Below are 16,072 nucleotides of genomic sequence, written 5' to 3' on the forward strand. Positions count from 1 at the left end.
CAGCACAATGCAACGGAGAACACACCATGACGTCGATGTCCGCTCTACCCAGTTATGTGCACGGCACCGGTGACAAGCCGCTGATCGGCCAGACCATCGGCCAGTTTTTTGACGACGCCTGCCGCCGCTTTGCCGGGCGCGACGCGCTGATCGTGCGTCACCAGGGCGTGCGCTGGAATTATGCGCAGCTGCAGGAGCAGGTAACGTGCCTCGCCTGCGGCCTGCGCCGGCTGGGGCTGCAGACGGGCGAGCGCATCGGCATCTGGTCACAGAACAACAGCGAGTGGCTGCTGATGCAGTTCGCCACCGCCAAGGCCGGGCTGGTGCTGGTCAACATCAACCCGGCCTACCGCCGCAGCGAGCTGGAATACGCGCTGAACAAGGTCGATTGCCGCGCGCTGGTACTCTCGCCGAGCTTCAAGAGCAGCGACTACCTGGCGATGGTGAACGACCTGGCGCCGGAGCTGGCCGTAAGCCAACCGGGCGAACTGCAGGCGGCCAAATTGCCCGCGCTGCGCTGGGTGATCCGCCTGGGCGCGGACGCCACACCGGGCATGCTGAACTTCGACAGCCTGCTGGCCGAGCCGACGGCCGACGAGCGCGCCACGTTGGCCGCAATCGGCGATGCGCTGCAGTTCGACGACGCCATCAATATCCAGTTCACCTCCGGCACCACCGGCAGCCCGAAAGGCGCCACGCTCACCCACCACAACATCCTCAACAACGGCTTTTTCGTCGGTGAGGCGATGCGCCTGACCGAGCACGACCGCCTGTGCATTCCGGTGCCGCTGTACCACTGCTTCGGCATGGTGCTGGGCGTGCTGGCCTGCCTCACCCACGGCGCGGCGATGGTGTTCCCGTCGGAAGCGTTCGAGCCGCTGGCGGTGCTGCAGACGGTAGCGGAGGAGAAGTGCACCGCGCTGCACGGCGTGCCGACCATGTTCATCGCGGTGCTGGATCACCCGCGCTTCGCCGAGTTCGACCTGTCCACGCTGCGCACCGGCATCATGGCCGGCAGCCCGTGTCCGATCTCGGTGATGGAGCGGGTGGTGGCGCAGATGCACATGGCCGAGGTGACCATCGCCTACGGCATGACCGAGACCAGCCCGGTCAGCTTCCAGAGCTACACCGACACTCCGGTGGAAAAGAAGGTGTCCACCGTTGGCCGCATCCACCCGCACGTGGAGGTCAAGATCGTCGACGTCGAGGGCCGCATCGTGCCGCGCGGCGAAACCGGCGAGCTGCTGACCCGCGGCTATTCGGTGATGCTCGGCTACTGGGGCGACGAGGAAAAGACGCGCGAGGCGATCGACGCCGCCGGCTGGATGCACACCGGCGACCTGGCGGTGCTGGACGATGACGGCTACTGCAATATCGTCGGCCGGGTGAAGGACATGGTGATCCGCGGCGGCGAGAACATCTACCCGCGCGAGATTGAGGAATTCCTGTATCGCCATCCCAAGGTGCAGGACGTGCAGGTGGTCGGCGTGCCGGACGCCAAGTACGGCGAGGAGCTGTGCGCATGGATCCGGCTGCGCGACGGCGAAAGCTGCACCGTGGAAGAGATCCGCGCCTTCTGCGACGGTCAGATCGCGCACTACAAGATCCCGCGCTACATCGAGTTCGTCGACGCCTTTCCGATGACCATCACCGGCAAGATCCAGAAGTTCATGATGCGCCAGCAGATGAAGGACAAGCTGGGGCTGCAGGAAGACAAGACCGCCTGATGCGCCGGCGCCCTGCGGCGCGCCGGGGCAGCAACAGCCGTGCGCGGTGTCGCCACCGCCACGGCTTTTTTTGCGGCCAACGTTGGCCGCAAGCACTAGCGGCCGACCGGCGCGCGGCGCGGTTGCGAGTGCCGGTTCGTGTCCGGTGCGCCTTGGCATCGGTGGGTGGCAAACGCTGCGGCCAGGCGCTCACCAGCTGCCGGCCGGCGACCACCAGCGCCTAGGTCCCCCCTACGTGCCAGCTCAGCACCTCGCGCTGTTCTTCCTCCTCGGCACGCGCCGTGGCGAGGCGATCCTGCTCCATTTGGGCACGTATGTTGTCCGGTAGCGCAGCCATGGCATCGGAGATGGCGGCAGCGAGCAGATCGCCGATCATGCATGCAGGATCGCGCTGTCGCAGGTGTGCCAGCGCCTCCAGATCGCGCACCAGCGCCGCCGGCACCGGACCGGATACATTGCGTACCGAGGAGCTGCGCAGGTCACAGCTATAGGCGCTGGCGGTGCCGCTGCACCAGCTGGCAACCAGTTCATTGATTTTCTCACCCATGGTCTCTGCCTCCGTATCGGTTTCGGGCGCACCAATGCTGCACCCATAGTGCTTTATAGCCGCAGTTTGGTTCGGTGGCGGTGCCATGTCTCCGGGCTTGTGCCTGATGATGCCCGTGGGCCCGGGGCGGGAAAGGGACAGACCAAGGTTGGCCGCAATCCTGCAATGCGCGCTGTGTCAGGGTGTGCCGGCGGTGCGGCCGGGCGCGCGCGGCACCATTACTGGCTACACTCAAGAACAGGGGGCCGGGAGGGTGAATCATGAAACCGGGGCTGGAGGAAATGCTGCAGCTGCTGCAGGAAGTGGAGCAGGGCGATCCGCTGGATTTTGCCGATCTGCCCGTAGACGAGGAGCAGCTGCGACGGCTGGTGCTGAGCGACCTGCTGCAGCGCGACCAGCAACTGCAGGCCAGTGCCTCGGCGGAGGAGTGCCGGCTGGTCTACCTGCTGTCCACCGCGCATCTGGTGCTGGAGAACCTGCTGCTGCACCTGCAGCTGCTGCGGCTGGAGCAGCCGGAAGGCGGCAGCGATGCGCAGTGGCAGGCCTTGCTGCGGCGTTTCCGGCGCGGTGACGACGAGGCGTGAGGGATGCCGCAGCGTGCCGGTGCGGGCGGACGTGACCGCCTCGGCGCCATCCTGCCGCCGCCACGGATTGCATGCCGGGCCAGCGCGGCCCTGTCATCGTGCACTTGTCTGATCCATGCCTTCTCCGTGTCGCGGCCTGCTGCGCCAGGGTCATCCTGCCGCGATGCCCGCCGCCGGCCGGTGTGGGCATTTTGCCGGCGGCCTTCTATAACGGTGAGATGACCTTTCCGGCCGTGCTCTGCCGGAAAGGTCGGCTTGGCGCGCGGCAAGCGGCCGCGCCGTTGCAATAAAACCGGTCGCCGTGCCGGCTGCCGCCACCGCATGCGAGTGGCGGCGCCGGCCGTGGCGTGACTGGCACTGGGCGTGGTGAGCGGCTGCCGTTGCGGCCTGGCCGCGATCCGGCGTGAAGGGGGATGCCATGCATCGTTCCATCCTGCTTTGCTGCCTGGCCTTGCTGTTGCCGTGTTTCGCCACTGCGGCCAAGCTTGCGCCGACAGCGGCGGCACCACTGCTGGCACCGCCGGCGGTACTGGCGGACCGCGACGGCGACGGTCTCGGCGACAGCCTGCAGCAGCAGCTGGCCACGGCGGCGCCGGACGCGCGCTTCGACGTGGTGGTCACCTTCCGGCAGCCGGCGCAGGCGGCGGCCGCACGCCAGACGCTGGGCAACTTCGTGCCGCGCCATGAGTTCAAGCTGATCCCCGGTTTTGCCGGCCGCCTCAGCGCGGCGCAGATCCGCGGGCTGTTGCACGCGCCGGGCCTGCTGCGTATCGAGGAAGACGCCACGGTGCGCACCCAGCTCGACGCCGCGCGCGCCGACTTCGGCATCGAGGCTGCGCGCGGGCTGGCGGCCAGCGGCCTGGTCGGGCGCAATGTCGGCATCTGTATCGTCGACACCGGCGTCGATCCGCTGCACGAGCAGCTGGACAACGGCAAGGTGGCCGCTTTCATCGACTATGTCGCCGGGCGCAGCGTACCCTACGACGATAACGGCCACGGCACCCATGTCGCCGCCATCGCCGCCGGCGACGGCAGCGGGGGATCGGCCGCCGCGGCGTTGCAGGGCGTGGCCAGCGGCGCGGCGCTGTACGCCGCCAAGGTGCTCGACGCGCAGGGCAGCGGGGCGGAAAGCAATGTGGTCGCCGGCATCCAGTGGTGTGCCGCTCAGGCCGGGGTGCACGTCATTTCCATGAGCCTGGCCGCGCTGCCGCCAGCCGATGGCAAGGATGCGATGAGCCTGGCGGTGGACGCCGCGGTGGCGGCGGGCAAGGTGCTGGTGGTGGCCGCCGGCAATGACGGCGACGAACCCGGCACCGTCGGCTCGCCTGGCGCGGCGGTGGGGGCGATCACCGTCGGCGCCTGTGCCGAGTGGTCGGCGGCACCGGCTGCGGCCAACCATTCCGACGGCGTGTACCTGACGGCGTTTTCCAGCCGCGGCCCGATTACGGTGAGCGCCAGCACCAGCTACATCAAGCCAGACCTGTGCGCCCCGGGACACCGCATTGCCGCGGCCAAGTCCGGCAGCGTCGGCGACTACGTGGTCTATAGCGGCACCTCGATGGCGACGCCGTTTGTCGCCGGTGCCGTGGCGCTGGCGCTGGAGGCCAACCCGGCGCTGAAGGGCAATCCGGCGCAGCTGCGCAGCCTGCTGGAGAGCAGCGCACAGGATCGCGGCGCCAGCGGCAAGGACAACGAGTGGGGCGCCGGCCTGCTCGACGGCTACGCTTTTGTCGCCCGCGCGCAGAATGCCGCCGCCAGCGTCCGCACCGCGATGCCCACCGCCGTGCATCTGGACGCCAGCGTCGGCAACAACCAGGTGTGGAGCCACAGTTTCAATCTTGCAGAAGGGGATCTCGGCCAGCCGCTGGCGGCCACGGTGACCATCGTCGGCCAGCCGCTGTGCGTGCTGCAGTTTGGCGGTTTCTGCTTTGCCTACCAGTGGGACCCGGACCTCGACGCCCGGCTGCTGGCGCCGGACGGCACGCTGCTGTCGGCCAGTGGCTGCATGGGCGAGGGCAGCGACTGCGCGGCGCCGCGCGCGCCGCTGGTGGCGCTCGGGCGACAGGAAACATTGCACGCGATGCCGACCGTCGCCGGCACCTACCGCATTGAGGTGAAGGGCGCCGTCGATGACGTCAACAACGGCAAGGGCGGCAGCTTCGCACTCGACCTGTCGCGCGGCCCGCTGGTCGCCGCGGTGGCCAGCCCCGATTTCTCGCTGAGCACGACCCCGGCCAGCCGCAGCGTGGTCAGCGGCGGCAGCACCAGCTACACCACCACCGTCACCGCCACCGGGGGCTTCGGCAGCAGTGTCGATCTCAGCGTCAGCGGCCTGCCGCTTGGTGCCAGCGGCAGCTTCAGCCCCGATCCGCTCAGCGGCGGCGCCGGTACGGCCACCCTCAGCGTGAGCACCAGCAGCAACACCGCAGCCGGCAGCTACCCGCTGCTGATCGGCGGCATCGGCGGCGGGCTGAGCCGCAGCAGCACGGCCACGCTGGTGGTGACGGAGCCCAATGCCGACTTTGCGCTGGCGGTGTCGCCGGCCAGCCGCACGGTGAAGCGCGGCGGCCGCGCCAGCTATACCGCTACCATCAGCCCGCTGAACGGCTTTAGCGGCGCCGTCACGCTCACGCTCTCCGGTACGCTGCCACCTTTCAATGCGCTGCCGCCCGGCGTCACCTTTGGCTTCAGCCCCAATCCGGTGGCCGGTGCCGGCTCGTCCACGCTGACCGTCAAGACTGGCAAGACGACACCGGTCGGCAGCCATCGCCTGCAGGTCACCGGCAGCGGCGGCAGCCTGAACCATAGCCAATACGTGGATCTTGTGGTGCGCTAGCGGCGGACAGTGCACTGCCGCAAGGTTGGCCGCAATGCTGCCCACGCTCGTCGTTTCATGAGAAAATCCCCGGCGTCACGGGCAGCTTGCAGCTGCCCGCCTTGTTTTGCAGCCGGAATCTTGCCATGCCCCACCATGCTTCACCCCGCGTGCTGTCCGTCATCCCGCCGATGACGCAGCTGAACACGCCTTACCCGTCCACCGCCTACATCACCGGCTTTCTGCGCTCGCGCCAGATCGACGCGGTGCAGGAGGATCTGGCGCTGGCGCTGGTGTTGCAGCTGTTCTCGGTGGCCGGCCTGAAGGCGGTGCGTGAGCGCATCGACACCATCGCGCCGAAAAAGCGCAGCCATCAGGTGCGCCACTTCGTCGAATTCTTCGACCGCTATCTCGCCACCATCGGCCCGGTGATCCGTTTCCTGCAGGGCGGCGATTCCACCGTCTGCCACCGCATCTGCAGCCGCGGTTTTCTGCCGGAGGGGGCACGCTTTGCCGCGCTGGACAATTACGTCGATCCGGATGATCCGGACGGTGGCGATCCGCTGGCGTGGGCGTTCGGCGCGCTGGGCGCGCAGGACCGGGCGCGGCATCTGGCCACGCTGTACCTCAATGACCTGTCCGACGTGCTGCGCGATGCAGTGGACGAGCGTTTCGAGTTCGTGCGCTACGCCGAGTCGCTGGCCATGAGCCAGCCGACCTTCGAGCCGCTGGCCGCTGCGCTGGCGGCGCCGCCGACGCTGGTGGACGACGCCTTGCAGACGCTGACCATTGCCGCCATCGACAAGCACCAGCCGGACCTCGTGCTGCTGTCGGTGCCGTTCCCCGGCTCGGTGTACGCCGCGTTCCGCATCGCGCAGACCATCAAGCAACGTTGGCCGCAGATCAAGACCGCGCTGGGTGGTGGCTTTGCCAATACCGAACTGCGCGAACTGCGCGAGCCGCGGGTGTTTGATTACTTTGACTTCGTGACGCTGGACGACGGCGAAAAGCCGATCCTGGCGCTGCTGGAGCACCTGCAGGGGCAGCGTGGCATCAGCCGCTTGGTGCGCACCTATGTGCGCGAGGACGGGGCCGTGCGTTACGTCAACATGATGGAAGGCGACATCGCCTTCGAGGACGTCGGCGCGCCGACCTGGGACGGCTTGCCGATCGACAAGTATCTGTCGTTGCTGGACATGCTCAACCCGATGCACCGGCTGTGGAGCGACGGGCGCTGGAACAAGCTGACCGTCGCGCACGGTTGCTACTGGAAGAAGTGCAGCTTCTGCGACGTGACGCTGGATTACATCTCGCGCTACGAGACGGCGTCTGCCGCCACGCTGGTCGACCGCATCGAGGCCATCATTCTTGAAACCGGCCAGACCGGTTTCCATTTCGTCGACGAGGCGGCGCCGCCCAAGATGCTGCGCGCGCTGGCGGAGGAGCTGCTGCGCCGCAATGTCAGCATCTCGTGGTGGGGCAATATCCGCTTCGAAAAGTCGTTCACCCCCGAGCTGTGCCAGCTGCTGGCCGAATCCGGCTGCATCGCCATCTCCGGCGGGCTGGAGGTGGCCTCCGACCGCCTGCTGAAGCTGATGAAGAAGGGCGTGTCGGTCGATCAGGTGGCGCGGGTGACGCAGGGTTTTACCGAGGCCGGCGTGCTGGTGCACGCCTACCTGATGTACGGCTTCCCGACGCAGACGGTGCAGGACACCGTGGACGCGCTGGAGTACGTGCGCCAGCTGTTCGAGAACGGCTGCATCCAGAGCGGCTTCTTCCACCGTTTTTCCTGCACCGTGCACTCGCCGGTGGGGCAGAACCCGGAGGAGTATGGCATCAGGCTGATCCCGCTGCCGGAGGTGACCTTCGCCAAGAACGATATTGGTTTCATCGACCCGACCGCTATCGACCACGACGCGATGGGCCGCGCGCTGAACAAGGCGCTGTACAACTACATGCACGGCATCGGGCTGGAGGCGGACGTGCGCGAGTGGTTCGACAGCAAGGTGCCGCGCACGCGGGTGTCGCGCCACTTCATCAGCAAGGCGCTGTTCAGCCAGCGCTGATGCGGCGGACGGAAAACATTGCGGCCAACCTTGTCACCAAGATTGGCCGCAGTGCTGTTCAGGGTGGGGCTGGCGGTTGCCGGCGCTCAGCCCTCCAGTGCCTCCATCGCTTCCTGCAGTTCCAGCCACGCCATTTCCATCTCGTCCAGCTGGGCGGTGAGCTCGCCCTGGCGCTTCAGCGAGGCGGCCAGCCGCGCCTTGTTGTGCTCCTGGTAGGCCTCTTCCAGCAACAGGAAGGCGTCCAGCTCGGCCTTTTCGGCGTTAAGCGTCGCCATGTCCTTGTCCAGCTTGTTCTGCTTGGTCTGCAACGGCTTGCGTTGTGCCGCCAGCTTGTTGCGGGCGTCGGCCTCCAGCCGCTTCTGTTCCTTGCGGTTGACGCCGTCGCTGGCGGCGCTACCCGGCGCCTTGCCGTTGTCGGCCTGCTGCTGCAGGCGCCACTGGCGGTAGTCTTCCAGATCGCCGTCAAACGGTTGCACCTTGCCGCCGGCTACCAGCCAGAAGGCATCGGTGGTGGATTCCAGCAGCGAGCGGTCGTGCGATACCACGATCAGCGCGCCGCCGAAGTCCTGCAGCGCCAGCATCAGCGCGTGACGCATGTCGAGGTCGAGGTGGTTGGTCGGTTCGTCCAGCAGCAGCAGGTTCGGCTTTTGCCACACCAGCAGCGCCAGCGCCAGGCGCGCCTTTTCGCCGCCGGACATCGGCCCGACCAGGCTGTTGACGGTGTCGCCGCGGAAGTTGAAGCCGCCGAGGAAGCTGCGCAGCTCCAGTTCGCGCGCCTGCGGCGCCAGCTTCTGCATATGCCACAGCGGCGATTCGTCGGAACGCAGCGTGTCGAGCTGGTGCTGGGTGAAGTAGCCGATGCGCAGCATCTTGGCACCGATCACCTCGCCAGCCAGCGGTTGCAGCTCACCGGCCAGCAGCTTCACCAGCGTCGACTTGCCGGCGCCGTTGACGCCGAGCAGGCCGATGCGGCTGCCGGATTCCACCGACAGCGACAGCTGGCGCAGGATGGGGGTGTCGCCGTAGCCGACATCGGCGCGTTCCAGCTTCAGCAGCGGGTTGGGCAGGTTGTCCGGGGTGTCGAAGTGGAAGTCGAACGGCGAATCGACGTGTGCCGGCGCGATGCGTTCCAGCTTCTCCAGCGCCTTGATGCGGCTCTGCGCCTGGCGTGCCTTGCTGGCCTTGGCCTTGAAGCGGGTGATGAACGATTCCAGATGCGCGACCTGGCGCTGTTGCTTCTCGTAGTTGCCCTGCTGCTGGGCCAGCTTTTCCGCGCGCATCACCTCGAACTGGCTGTAGTTGCCGGTGTAGAGGGTGAGCTTCTGCTGCGACACGTCGACGATGTGCGTGACCACGCTGTCGAGGAAATCGCGGTCGTGCGAGATCACGATCAGCGTGCCTTCGTAGGCCTTCAGCCAGTCTTCCAGCCACAGCACCGTTTCCAGGTCCAGGTGGTTGGTCGGTTCGTCCAGCAGCAGCAGGTCGGAGCGGCACATCAGCGCCTGCGCCAGGTTCAGACGCATGCGCCAGCCGCCGGAGAAGGTGGACACCGCGCGGCTCTGGTGTTCGACGGGGAAGCCGAGGCCGGCCAGCAGCTTGCCGGCGCGGGCGGCGGCGGAGTAACCGTCGATGCGGTCCAGCTCGGCGTGCAGGCTGCCGATGGCGTTGCCGTCGGCGCTGGCTTCGGCTGCGGCCAACCTTTGCTGCAGGCGGCGCAGCTCGGCGTCGCCGTCGAGTACGAAATCGAGCGCCGATTGCGGCAGCGCCGGGGTTTCCTGCGCCACGTGCGCCATGGTCCAGTGCGGCGGCAGCAGCACTTCGCCGCTTTCGGCGTGCAGCTCGCCCTTCAGTAGCGCGAACACGCTGGACTTGCCGGCGCCGTTGGCGCCGGTCATGCCGACCTTGTTGCCGGGGTTGATGGTGAGGTTGGCCGCAACAAGCAGTTCTTTCAGGCCGCGGCGCAGGGACAGGTTTTTTAGCTGGATCATGGGTTTTTAGCCACAGAAGCCACAGAAAGCACGGACAGGAAAGGCGGTATCTCCGGAGGACGGTCGCAATCGACAGTCTGCTTGCCGTCGGAATGGTTGCCGTGTCTTCCGTGGATTCTGTGGCGAAAAATTAAGGGGTCGTGGGCGGCACTCAGGCCTTGGGCAGGCTGGACAGGTCCCAGCGCGGCTTCACGGTAAAGCTGCCGGCGGTGCGCGCGTACTGCAGGCGCATGGCGCCGGCGAAGGCGATCATCGCGCCGTTGTCGGTGCACAGCTTCAGCGGCGGGTAGAACACGCCGAAACGGCGTTTGGCGGCGGCTGCATCCAGCGCCGCGCGCAGCTGCTTGTTGGCGCCGACGCCGCCGGCGACCACGATGCGCTCCAGGCCGTACCGTTTCAGCGCCTTCATGCACTTGCTGACCAGCACGTCGACGATGGCTTCCTGGAAGGCGCGGCAGATGTCCTTGCGGGTTTGTTCGTCGATACTGCCGTATTCGGCCTCGACCTGCTTTTTCAGCATCAGCACCGCCGTTTTCAGGCCGGAGAAGCTCATGTCCAGGTTGTCGCTGTGCAGCATCGGGCGCGGCAGGGTGAAGCGTTCCGGGTCGCCTTCTTCCGCCAGTTTCGACAACAGCGGGCCGCCGGGATAGGGCAGGCCGAGCAGCTTGGCGGTCTTGTCGAAGGCTTCGCCGGCGGCGTCGTCCACGGTCTCGCCGAGGATCTCGTAATCGCCGACGCCGCGCACGGCCATGATCTGGGTGTGGCCGCCGGAGACCAGTAGCGCCAGGAACGGGAACTCCGGCCGTGGATCGGCCAGCAGCGGCGACAGCAGGTGGCCTTCGAGGTGGTGCACGCTGATCACCGGGATGTTCAGTCCCACCGCCAGCGCATTGGCGAAGCTGGCGCCGACCAGCAGCGCGCCGCCGAGGCCCGGGCCTTCGGTGTAGGCGATGGCGTCGATGTCCTGCAGCGTCTTGCCGGCTTCGGCGAGACAGGCGCGGGTCAGCGGCGTGACGCGGCGGATGTGGTCGCGGCTGGCCAGCTCCGGCACCACGCCGCCGTATTCGGCGTGCATCGCCATCTGCGAGTGCAGCTGGTCGGCAATCAGGCCGCGTTCGGTGTCGTACAGCGCGACGCCGGTTTCGTCGCAAGACGATTCAATTCCCAGTACGAGCATGTGAGTGGCTTCAAAACTAAACAATCTTTCCATTTTACCGGTGATTCTTTGTTCGCCCAAATCGGCAGTGATACGCTTGCGGTCTGACATCCTGGGGGAAGGCAAGATGAAAGCAAGACTGAAGTGGGTGGACGGCGTGTGTTTCATGGGCGAAACCGGCAGCGGCCATGCGGTGGTGATGGACGGTGCGCCGGAGGGTGGCGGCCGCAACCTCGGCCCGCGGCCGATGGAACTGCTGCTGCTGGGCACCGCCGGCTGCACCAGCTATGACGTGCTGAACATCCTGAAGAAGTCGCGCCAGGACGTGCGCGATTGCTGGGTGGAGATGGACGCCGAGCGCGCCGACAGCGATCCGAAAGTGTTCACCAGGATCCACTTCCACTTCGTGGTGGTGGGGCGCGAGCTGAAGGCGGACGTGGTGGAGCGCGCCATCAAGCTGTCAGCGGAGAAGTACTGCTCGGCCTCGATCATGCTCGGCAAGACCGCCGATATCACCCACGATTTCGAGATCCGCAGCGACGACTAAGCGCACTGCCTTGCGGCCAACCTTGGCCGCCATTGCCGTTCCCAACGCCACCCTTGCCGGTGGCGTTGCCGTTTCCGGCGCGCGGCGGCAAATCTTGCCGCCTTGCCGGCGGCGGATGCGCTGCCGGGCAGGACTTTTCGGCCGTCGCAGCCGGAACTTGAGCGCTGGCCGGCCGTTTTTTGATTGGCACAGTTCATGCTTTAAGGATGCCAACTTAACGGACGACCGATCATGCTCGACAAGATTTCCGACCACCTCAATTTCTTCCAGCAATCGCTTGGTCTGCGTGCCAAGAAGGTGGAAGTGATTGCCAGCAATATCGCCAACGCGGACACGCCAGGCTACAAGGCGGTGGATTTCGATTTCGGCAAGGCACTGCAAGGCCAGCTGCGGGCATCGCAAGGCGGGCTGACGCTGACGACCAGCAACGAGCGCCATTTGGCGGCCCAGGGCCACGCCAGCGGCGATGACGGCAGCCTGCAGTACCGCAGCGTGGTACAGCCCAGCCTCGACGGCAACACCGTCGACATGGATGTCGAGCGCGCCGCGTTTACCGACAACGCGATGAAATACCAGTCCACGCTGACCTTTCTCAACCGGCGCATCGGCGGGCTGATGGACGCAATCAAGGGTGGGCAATAAGCATGTCGCTGTCTAATGTCTTCAATATTGCCGGCTCGGCGCTGACGGCGCAGTCGATGCGCCTGAACCTGGTGGCCAGCAATATCGCCAACGCGGAGAGCGCCACCAGCTCTACCGGCGAGCCGTTCCGCGGCCGCCACGCGGTATTCACCGCCACGCCGGTAACCGTCGACCTGCCGCAGGTGGCCGGTGTGCGGGTGACCTCCATCGTCGAGGACACCTCGCCGTTCCGCCTCAAGTACGAACCGGGCCATCCGCTGGCCGATGAGCGCGGCTACATCAAGATGCCCAACGTCAACCCGGTGGAAGAAATGGCCGACATGATTTCCGCTTCGCGCTCCTACCAGACCAGCGTCGAAGTAATGAATACCGCAAAGACCCTGCTGCAAAAAACCCTGCAGCTTGGCCAGTAACCGTTAGAGGTCTCGCATGGCAACCGTAAACAGCTCTACCGGCATCGACTACGAGTCGTACAACGTCACCAAAAACAAGGCGACCAGCAATGCCGAGGACATACAGAACCGCTTCCTGAAGCTGCTGACCACGCAGCTGAAAACCCAGGATCCGTCGAACCCGATGGACAATGCGCAGATGACCAGCCAGATGGCGCAGATCAGCACTGTCAGCGGCCTGGAAAGCGTCAATCAGTCGATCAAGGCGCTGTCGGACAACCAGTCTGCCAGCCAGTCGCTGCTGGCAACGCTGATGATCGGTCGTCATGCACTGATTCCCGGCAACGAAATCAGTCTCAGCAGCGGTGCGGCCAAGGCGGTGGTGGATTTTCCGCAGTCGGCCAGCAATGCCGTGGTCACCATCAAGAATGCCGCCGGTGTGGTGGTCAGCGAGATCAAGCTTGGAGCGCAGACGGCAGGGCAGCTGACGGTGGGCTGGGATGGCAAGAATGCTGCCGGCGTGCAGCAGCCGGATGGCCAGTACTCGATCTCGGTCCAGGCGGTGAACGGCTCGGTGGCGGTGGATGCCAAGATCCTGAATCCGGTCAAGATCAGCAGTGTGGCGATCGACAAAGGCGTTTCTTCATTGGTGCTGGAAAACGGCAAGCGGATGTCGATGAGCGACGTGACGCAACTTATCTGAGACATTCCGGTTAAGCATTCGGGGGATAGAACATGGGTTTCCAGCAAGGTTTGAGTGGTCTGAGCGCAGCGTCCAAACAGTTGGACGTGATCGGCAACAATATTGCCAACGGCAGCACCATCGGTTTCAAGGGCTCGCGTGTCGAGTTCGGCGACATATACGCCCGCACGCTGGCCTCGGCCTCGACCCAGGCCGGTACCAATACCCAGGCCGGCGTCGGGGTGCAGGTGCTGGCGGTGTCGCAGCAATTCCAGCAGGGCAACATCACCACCACCAACAACCCGCTGGACATGGCGATTTCCGGCAACGGTTTTTACCGGCTGACCAGTGAAAATACGGGTAACGGCGGTATCGAGGCATTCTCGCGCAACGGCGAGTTCAAGCTGGACAAGGAAGGCTATATCGTCAACAACGGTTATTACCTGAACGGCTACCGTATCGTCGATGGCGTGAAGACCGGCGCCGAGCAGCCATTACAGGTATCTACCATCAATAGCGGCATTGCCAAGGCGACCGGCGCCATCGGTGAACGCGGTATCGACTGGAGCTTCAACCTTGATGGCGGCGCCAAGGTGATTGATCCGGTCGCCAAGCCGTTCGATCCGCTGGATGCGACCACCTATTCCTATACCAGCGGCGCCAAGTTCTACGACAACTACGGCAATGTGCACACCGTGTCGGTTTACTTCGCACGCCGGGACCCGTTGCCAGGTCCGCCGGAGGTCAACAACTGGGATCTGTACCATGCCGTGGACGGAGCCCTGGTTGGTGCGCCGACGCCGACGCCGGCACAGGTAACGTTTGACCAGAATGGCAAGCTGACGTCGACCAGCACGCCGATCACCATTGCCGCCGATACCACGGCTGCATCTGCCCATCCGGCATTCGATATCGATATCAGCGATACCACCCAGTACAGCGGTAATTACAGCGTTACCCGCCAGGTGGCCGGCGGCTATCCGGCCGGCAAGTTTACCGGTATCGGCGCCGACTCGACCGGGGTGATTTATGCCAACTATAACAACGGCATTACCGAGCCGATCGGCCAGATCATGCTGTACAACTTCACCAACCTGCATGGCTTGACCCCAAACGGCAATAACCGCTGGCTGTATACCAGCGATGCCGGTGCCCGCAGCATGGCCGATCCCAACTCCGGCGGCATGGGTTACATCAAGCCGTCGGCGCTGGAGGAATCCAACGTCGATACCACCGCCGAACTGGTAAACATGATTGTGGCGCAGCGCTATTACCAGGCCAATGCGCAGACCATCAAGACCCAGGATGCAGTCATGCAAACCCTGCTCAACCTGCGCTAAGGCGGGCTGAAACACTGAGCGTGGAGAAACGGATTCATGGATAGGGTGCTGTATCTGGCAATGAACGGGGCGAAGCACGTCGCATGGCAGCAAGCGACCACGTCCAACAATCTTGCCAACGTCCATACCAACGGCTTCAAGGCCGATCTGGCGTCTTTTCGGGCGCTGCGCGTGATCGGCGACGGCGCGCCGACGCGTACCTACCAAGTCGACAATACCGTCGGTCACGACATGAGCCAAGGCTCGCTGCAGCAGACCGGCAACGAAAGTGACTTCGCACTGGCAACGCCGGGTTTTTTTGCGGTGCAGGCGCCGGATGGCAACGAAGCCTATACCCGCGATGGCGGCTATATCGTCGATAACGAAGGGGTGATGCGCACCCGCTCCGGGCTGGCGATTCTGGGGGAAAGTGGTCAGATCGTGGTGCCTCCCGGTTCACGCATTACCCTCGGTGTCGACGGTACGGTATCGGCCTCTGCCAGTGTCGGTGCCGACCGTACCGTGCAGGTGCTGGGTCGCATCAAGCTGGTCAACCCGGCGGAGCGGGCGATGTACAAGGGCGATGACGGCCTGTTCCGCCAGCACGACGGCCAGGACGCGCCGGCTGCGGCCAACGTGCAACTGAAGAGCGGCTTTCTGGAAGCCAGCAACGTCAATGCGGTCGAGAGCCTGGTGCAGATGATCAGCCACTCCCGCCATTACGACCTCAATGTCAAACTGATGCAGACGGCGGAGCAGAACGCCCGCCAGGCGACAGAACTGCTGTCGATTACCGGCTAACGAAGCAATAACAGGATAACAACATGATTCGTGCCTTGTATGTGGCCAAGACCGGTATGGATGCCAGCCAGTTCAAGCTGGACGTGGTATCGAATAACCTTGCCAACGTGAATACCAAGGGCTTCAAGCGCTCCAACGCCATTTTTGAAGACCTGTACTACCAGACCCTGCGCCAACCCGGTGCCCAGCTGTCGAACGGCAACGTGCTGCCGACCGGCCTGCACGCCGGTACCGGCGCCGCACCGGTGGCCACTGCGCGGGTGCACACCCAAGGCGAGATGATCCGCACCGAGCAGTCGCTGGACATGGCGATCGCCGGCGACGGTTTTTTCCGCATCCAGCAGACTGACGGCACCATCGCCTACACCCGCAACGGCGAATTCAAGCGCAACAATGAAGGTCTGGTAGTCAATGCCGCGGGCCTCGCGCTGGATCCGGCAATCACCATTCCGGCGACCGCCACCAAGATCACGCTGTCGCCGGAAGGGCTGCTGGAATATTTCGATGCCGGGGCGACGACCGCCACCGGCTCGTTCCAGATCAACACCGCCACCTTCATCAACCCGCAAGGCCTGGAAAGCATAGGCGGCAACCTGTATCTGGCGACCGGTGCGTCCGGCGACCCGATCGAAGGCCAGCCCGGTCTCGATGGCCGCGGCACCATTTCGCAGGGTTATGTCGAGGGTTCCAACGTCAACGTGACCGAAGAGCTGATCAACATGATTACCGCGCAGCGTGCCTACGAGATCAACTCGCGTGCGATCAAGACTGCCGATGAAATGCTGCAGAAGCTGACCCAGCTCTAA

The 16,072-nt window shown here is 65.1% G+C and carries 14 protein-coding genes; 11 read left to right on the top strand and 3 right to left on the bottom strand.

Annotated features, from left to right (window positions below; all coding sequences use genetic code 11):
* The first annotated feature begins 26 nt into the window (after nt 1-26).
* Entirely contained in the window at nt 27-1,727 is a 1,701-nt protein-coding gene (locus IE083_RS07795; RefSeq protein WP_189353049.1) for an AMP-binding protein, read from the top strand.
* 220 nt (nt 1,728-1,947) lie between these two features.
* Here IE083_RS07795 and IE083_RS07800 read toward each other — a convergent pair whose 3' ends face one another.
* Complete coding sequence (locus IE083_RS07800) at nt 1,948-2,274, bottom strand: hypothetical protein (RefSeq protein WP_189353050.1); 327 nt, start codon at nt 2,272-2,274, stop codon at nt 1,948-1,950.
* A gap of 260 nt (nt 2,275-2,534) precedes the next feature.
* Here IE083_RS07800 and IE083_RS07805 point away from each other — a divergent pair, with 260 nt between their 5' ends.
* From IE083_RS07805 to IE083_RS07815, 3 genes are all read left to right on the top strand, one after another.
* Complete coding sequence (locus tag IE083_RS07805; protein ID WP_189353051.1) at nt 2,535-2,858, top strand: hypothetical protein; 324 nt, start codon at nt 2,535-2,537, stop codon at nt 2,856-2,858.
* 418 nt (nt 2,859-3,276) lie between these two features.
* Nucleotides 3,277-5,694 carry a S8 family serine peptidase gene (locus IE083_RS07810; protein WP_189353052.1) on the top strand — a complete coding sequence of 806 codons (2,418 nt, stop codon included), beginning with the start codon at nt 3,277-3,279 and terminating at the stop codon, nt 5,692-5,694.
* A gap of 125 nt (nt 5,695-5,819) precedes the next feature.
* Entirely contained in the window at nt 5,820-7,739 is a 1,920-nt protein-coding gene (locus IE083_RS07815; RefSeq protein WP_189353053.1) for a B12-binding domain-containing radical SAM protein, read from the top strand.
* Between the two features lie 86 nt (nt 7,740-7,825).
* Here IE083_RS07815 and IE083_RS07820 read toward each other — a convergent pair whose 3' ends face one another.
* Together IE083_RS07820 and tsaD are read right to left on the bottom strand one after the other, a co-directional pair.
* Nucleotides 7,826-9,727 (bottom strand): ATP-binding cassette domain-containing protein, encoded by a 1,902-nt coding sequence (locus IE083_RS07820; protein WP_189353054.1) that lies wholly within the window; start codon nt 9,725-9,727, stop codon nt 7,826-7,828.
* Nucleotides 9,728-9,878: 151 nt separating this feature from the next.
* Nucleotides 9,879-10,904 (bottom strand): tRNA (adenosine(37)-N6)-threonylcarbamoyltransferase complex transferase subunit TsaD, encoded by a 1,026-nt coding sequence (gene tsaD / locus IE083_RS07825; RefSeq protein ID WP_189353055.1) that lies wholly within the window; start codon nt 10,902-10,904, stop codon nt 9,879-9,881.
* A gap of 106 nt (nt 10,905-11,010) precedes the next feature.
* Between tsaD and IE083_RS07830 the strand changes: the two genes are divergently transcribed.
* From IE083_RS07830 to flgG, 7 genes are all read left to right on the top strand, one after another.
* The gene (locus IE083_RS07830) at nt 11,011-11,430 is read left to right on the top strand and encodes an OsmC family protein (protein WP_047967021.1); all 420 of its coding nucleotides are present in this window, start codon (nt 11,011-11,013) and stop codon (nt 11,428-11,430) included.
* 231 nt (nt 11,431-11,661) lie between these two features.
* Nucleotides 11,662-12,072 carry a flagellar basal body rod protein FlgB gene (gene flgB, locus IE083_RS07835; RefSeq protein WP_189353056.1) on the top strand — a complete coding sequence of 137 codons (411 nt, stop codon included), beginning with the start codon at nt 11,662-11,664 and terminating at the stop codon, nt 12,070-12,072.
* A gap of 2 nt (nt 12,073-12,074) precedes the next feature.
* Nucleotides 12,075-12,485: a flagellar basal body rod protein FlgC gene (flgC, locus tag IE083_RS07840; RefSeq protein WP_189353057.1), complete on the top strand. Its 411-nt coding sequence runs from the start codon at nt 12,075-12,077 to the stop codon at nt 12,483-12,485.
* 16 nt (nt 12,486-12,501) lie between these two features.
* Entirely contained in the window at nt 12,502-13,167 is a 666-nt protein-coding gene (locus tag IE083_RS07845; RefSeq protein ID WP_189353058.1) for a flagellar hook assembly protein FlgD, read from the top strand.
* Between the two features lie 32 nt (nt 13,168-13,199).
* On the top strand, nt 13,200-14,486 hold the full coding sequence (gene flgE / locus IE083_RS07850; protein WP_189353059.1) for a flagellar hook protein FlgE: 1,287 nt from the start codon (nt 13,200-13,202) through the stop codon (nt 14,484-14,486).
* Nucleotides 14,487-14,522: 36 nt separating this feature from the next.
* A complete protein-coding gene (locus tag IE083_RS07855; RefSeq protein ID WP_189353060.1) occupies nt 14,523-15,266 on the top strand; it encodes a flagellar basal body rod protein FlgF in 744 nt (247 codons plus the stop codon).
* Nucleotides 15,267-15,289: 23 nt separating this feature from the next.
* On the top strand, nt 15,290-16,072 hold the full coding sequence (flgG, locus tag IE083_RS07860) for a flagellar basal-body rod protein FlgG (RefSeq protein WP_047967015.1): 783 nt from the start codon (nt 15,290-15,292) through the stop codon (nt 16,070-16,072).

Source organism: Vogesella fluminis (genome assembly GCF_014652335.1).
Classification (GTDB): Bacteria; Pseudomonadota; Gammaproteobacteria; order Burkholderiales; family Chromobacteriaceae; genus Vogesella; species Vogesella fluminis.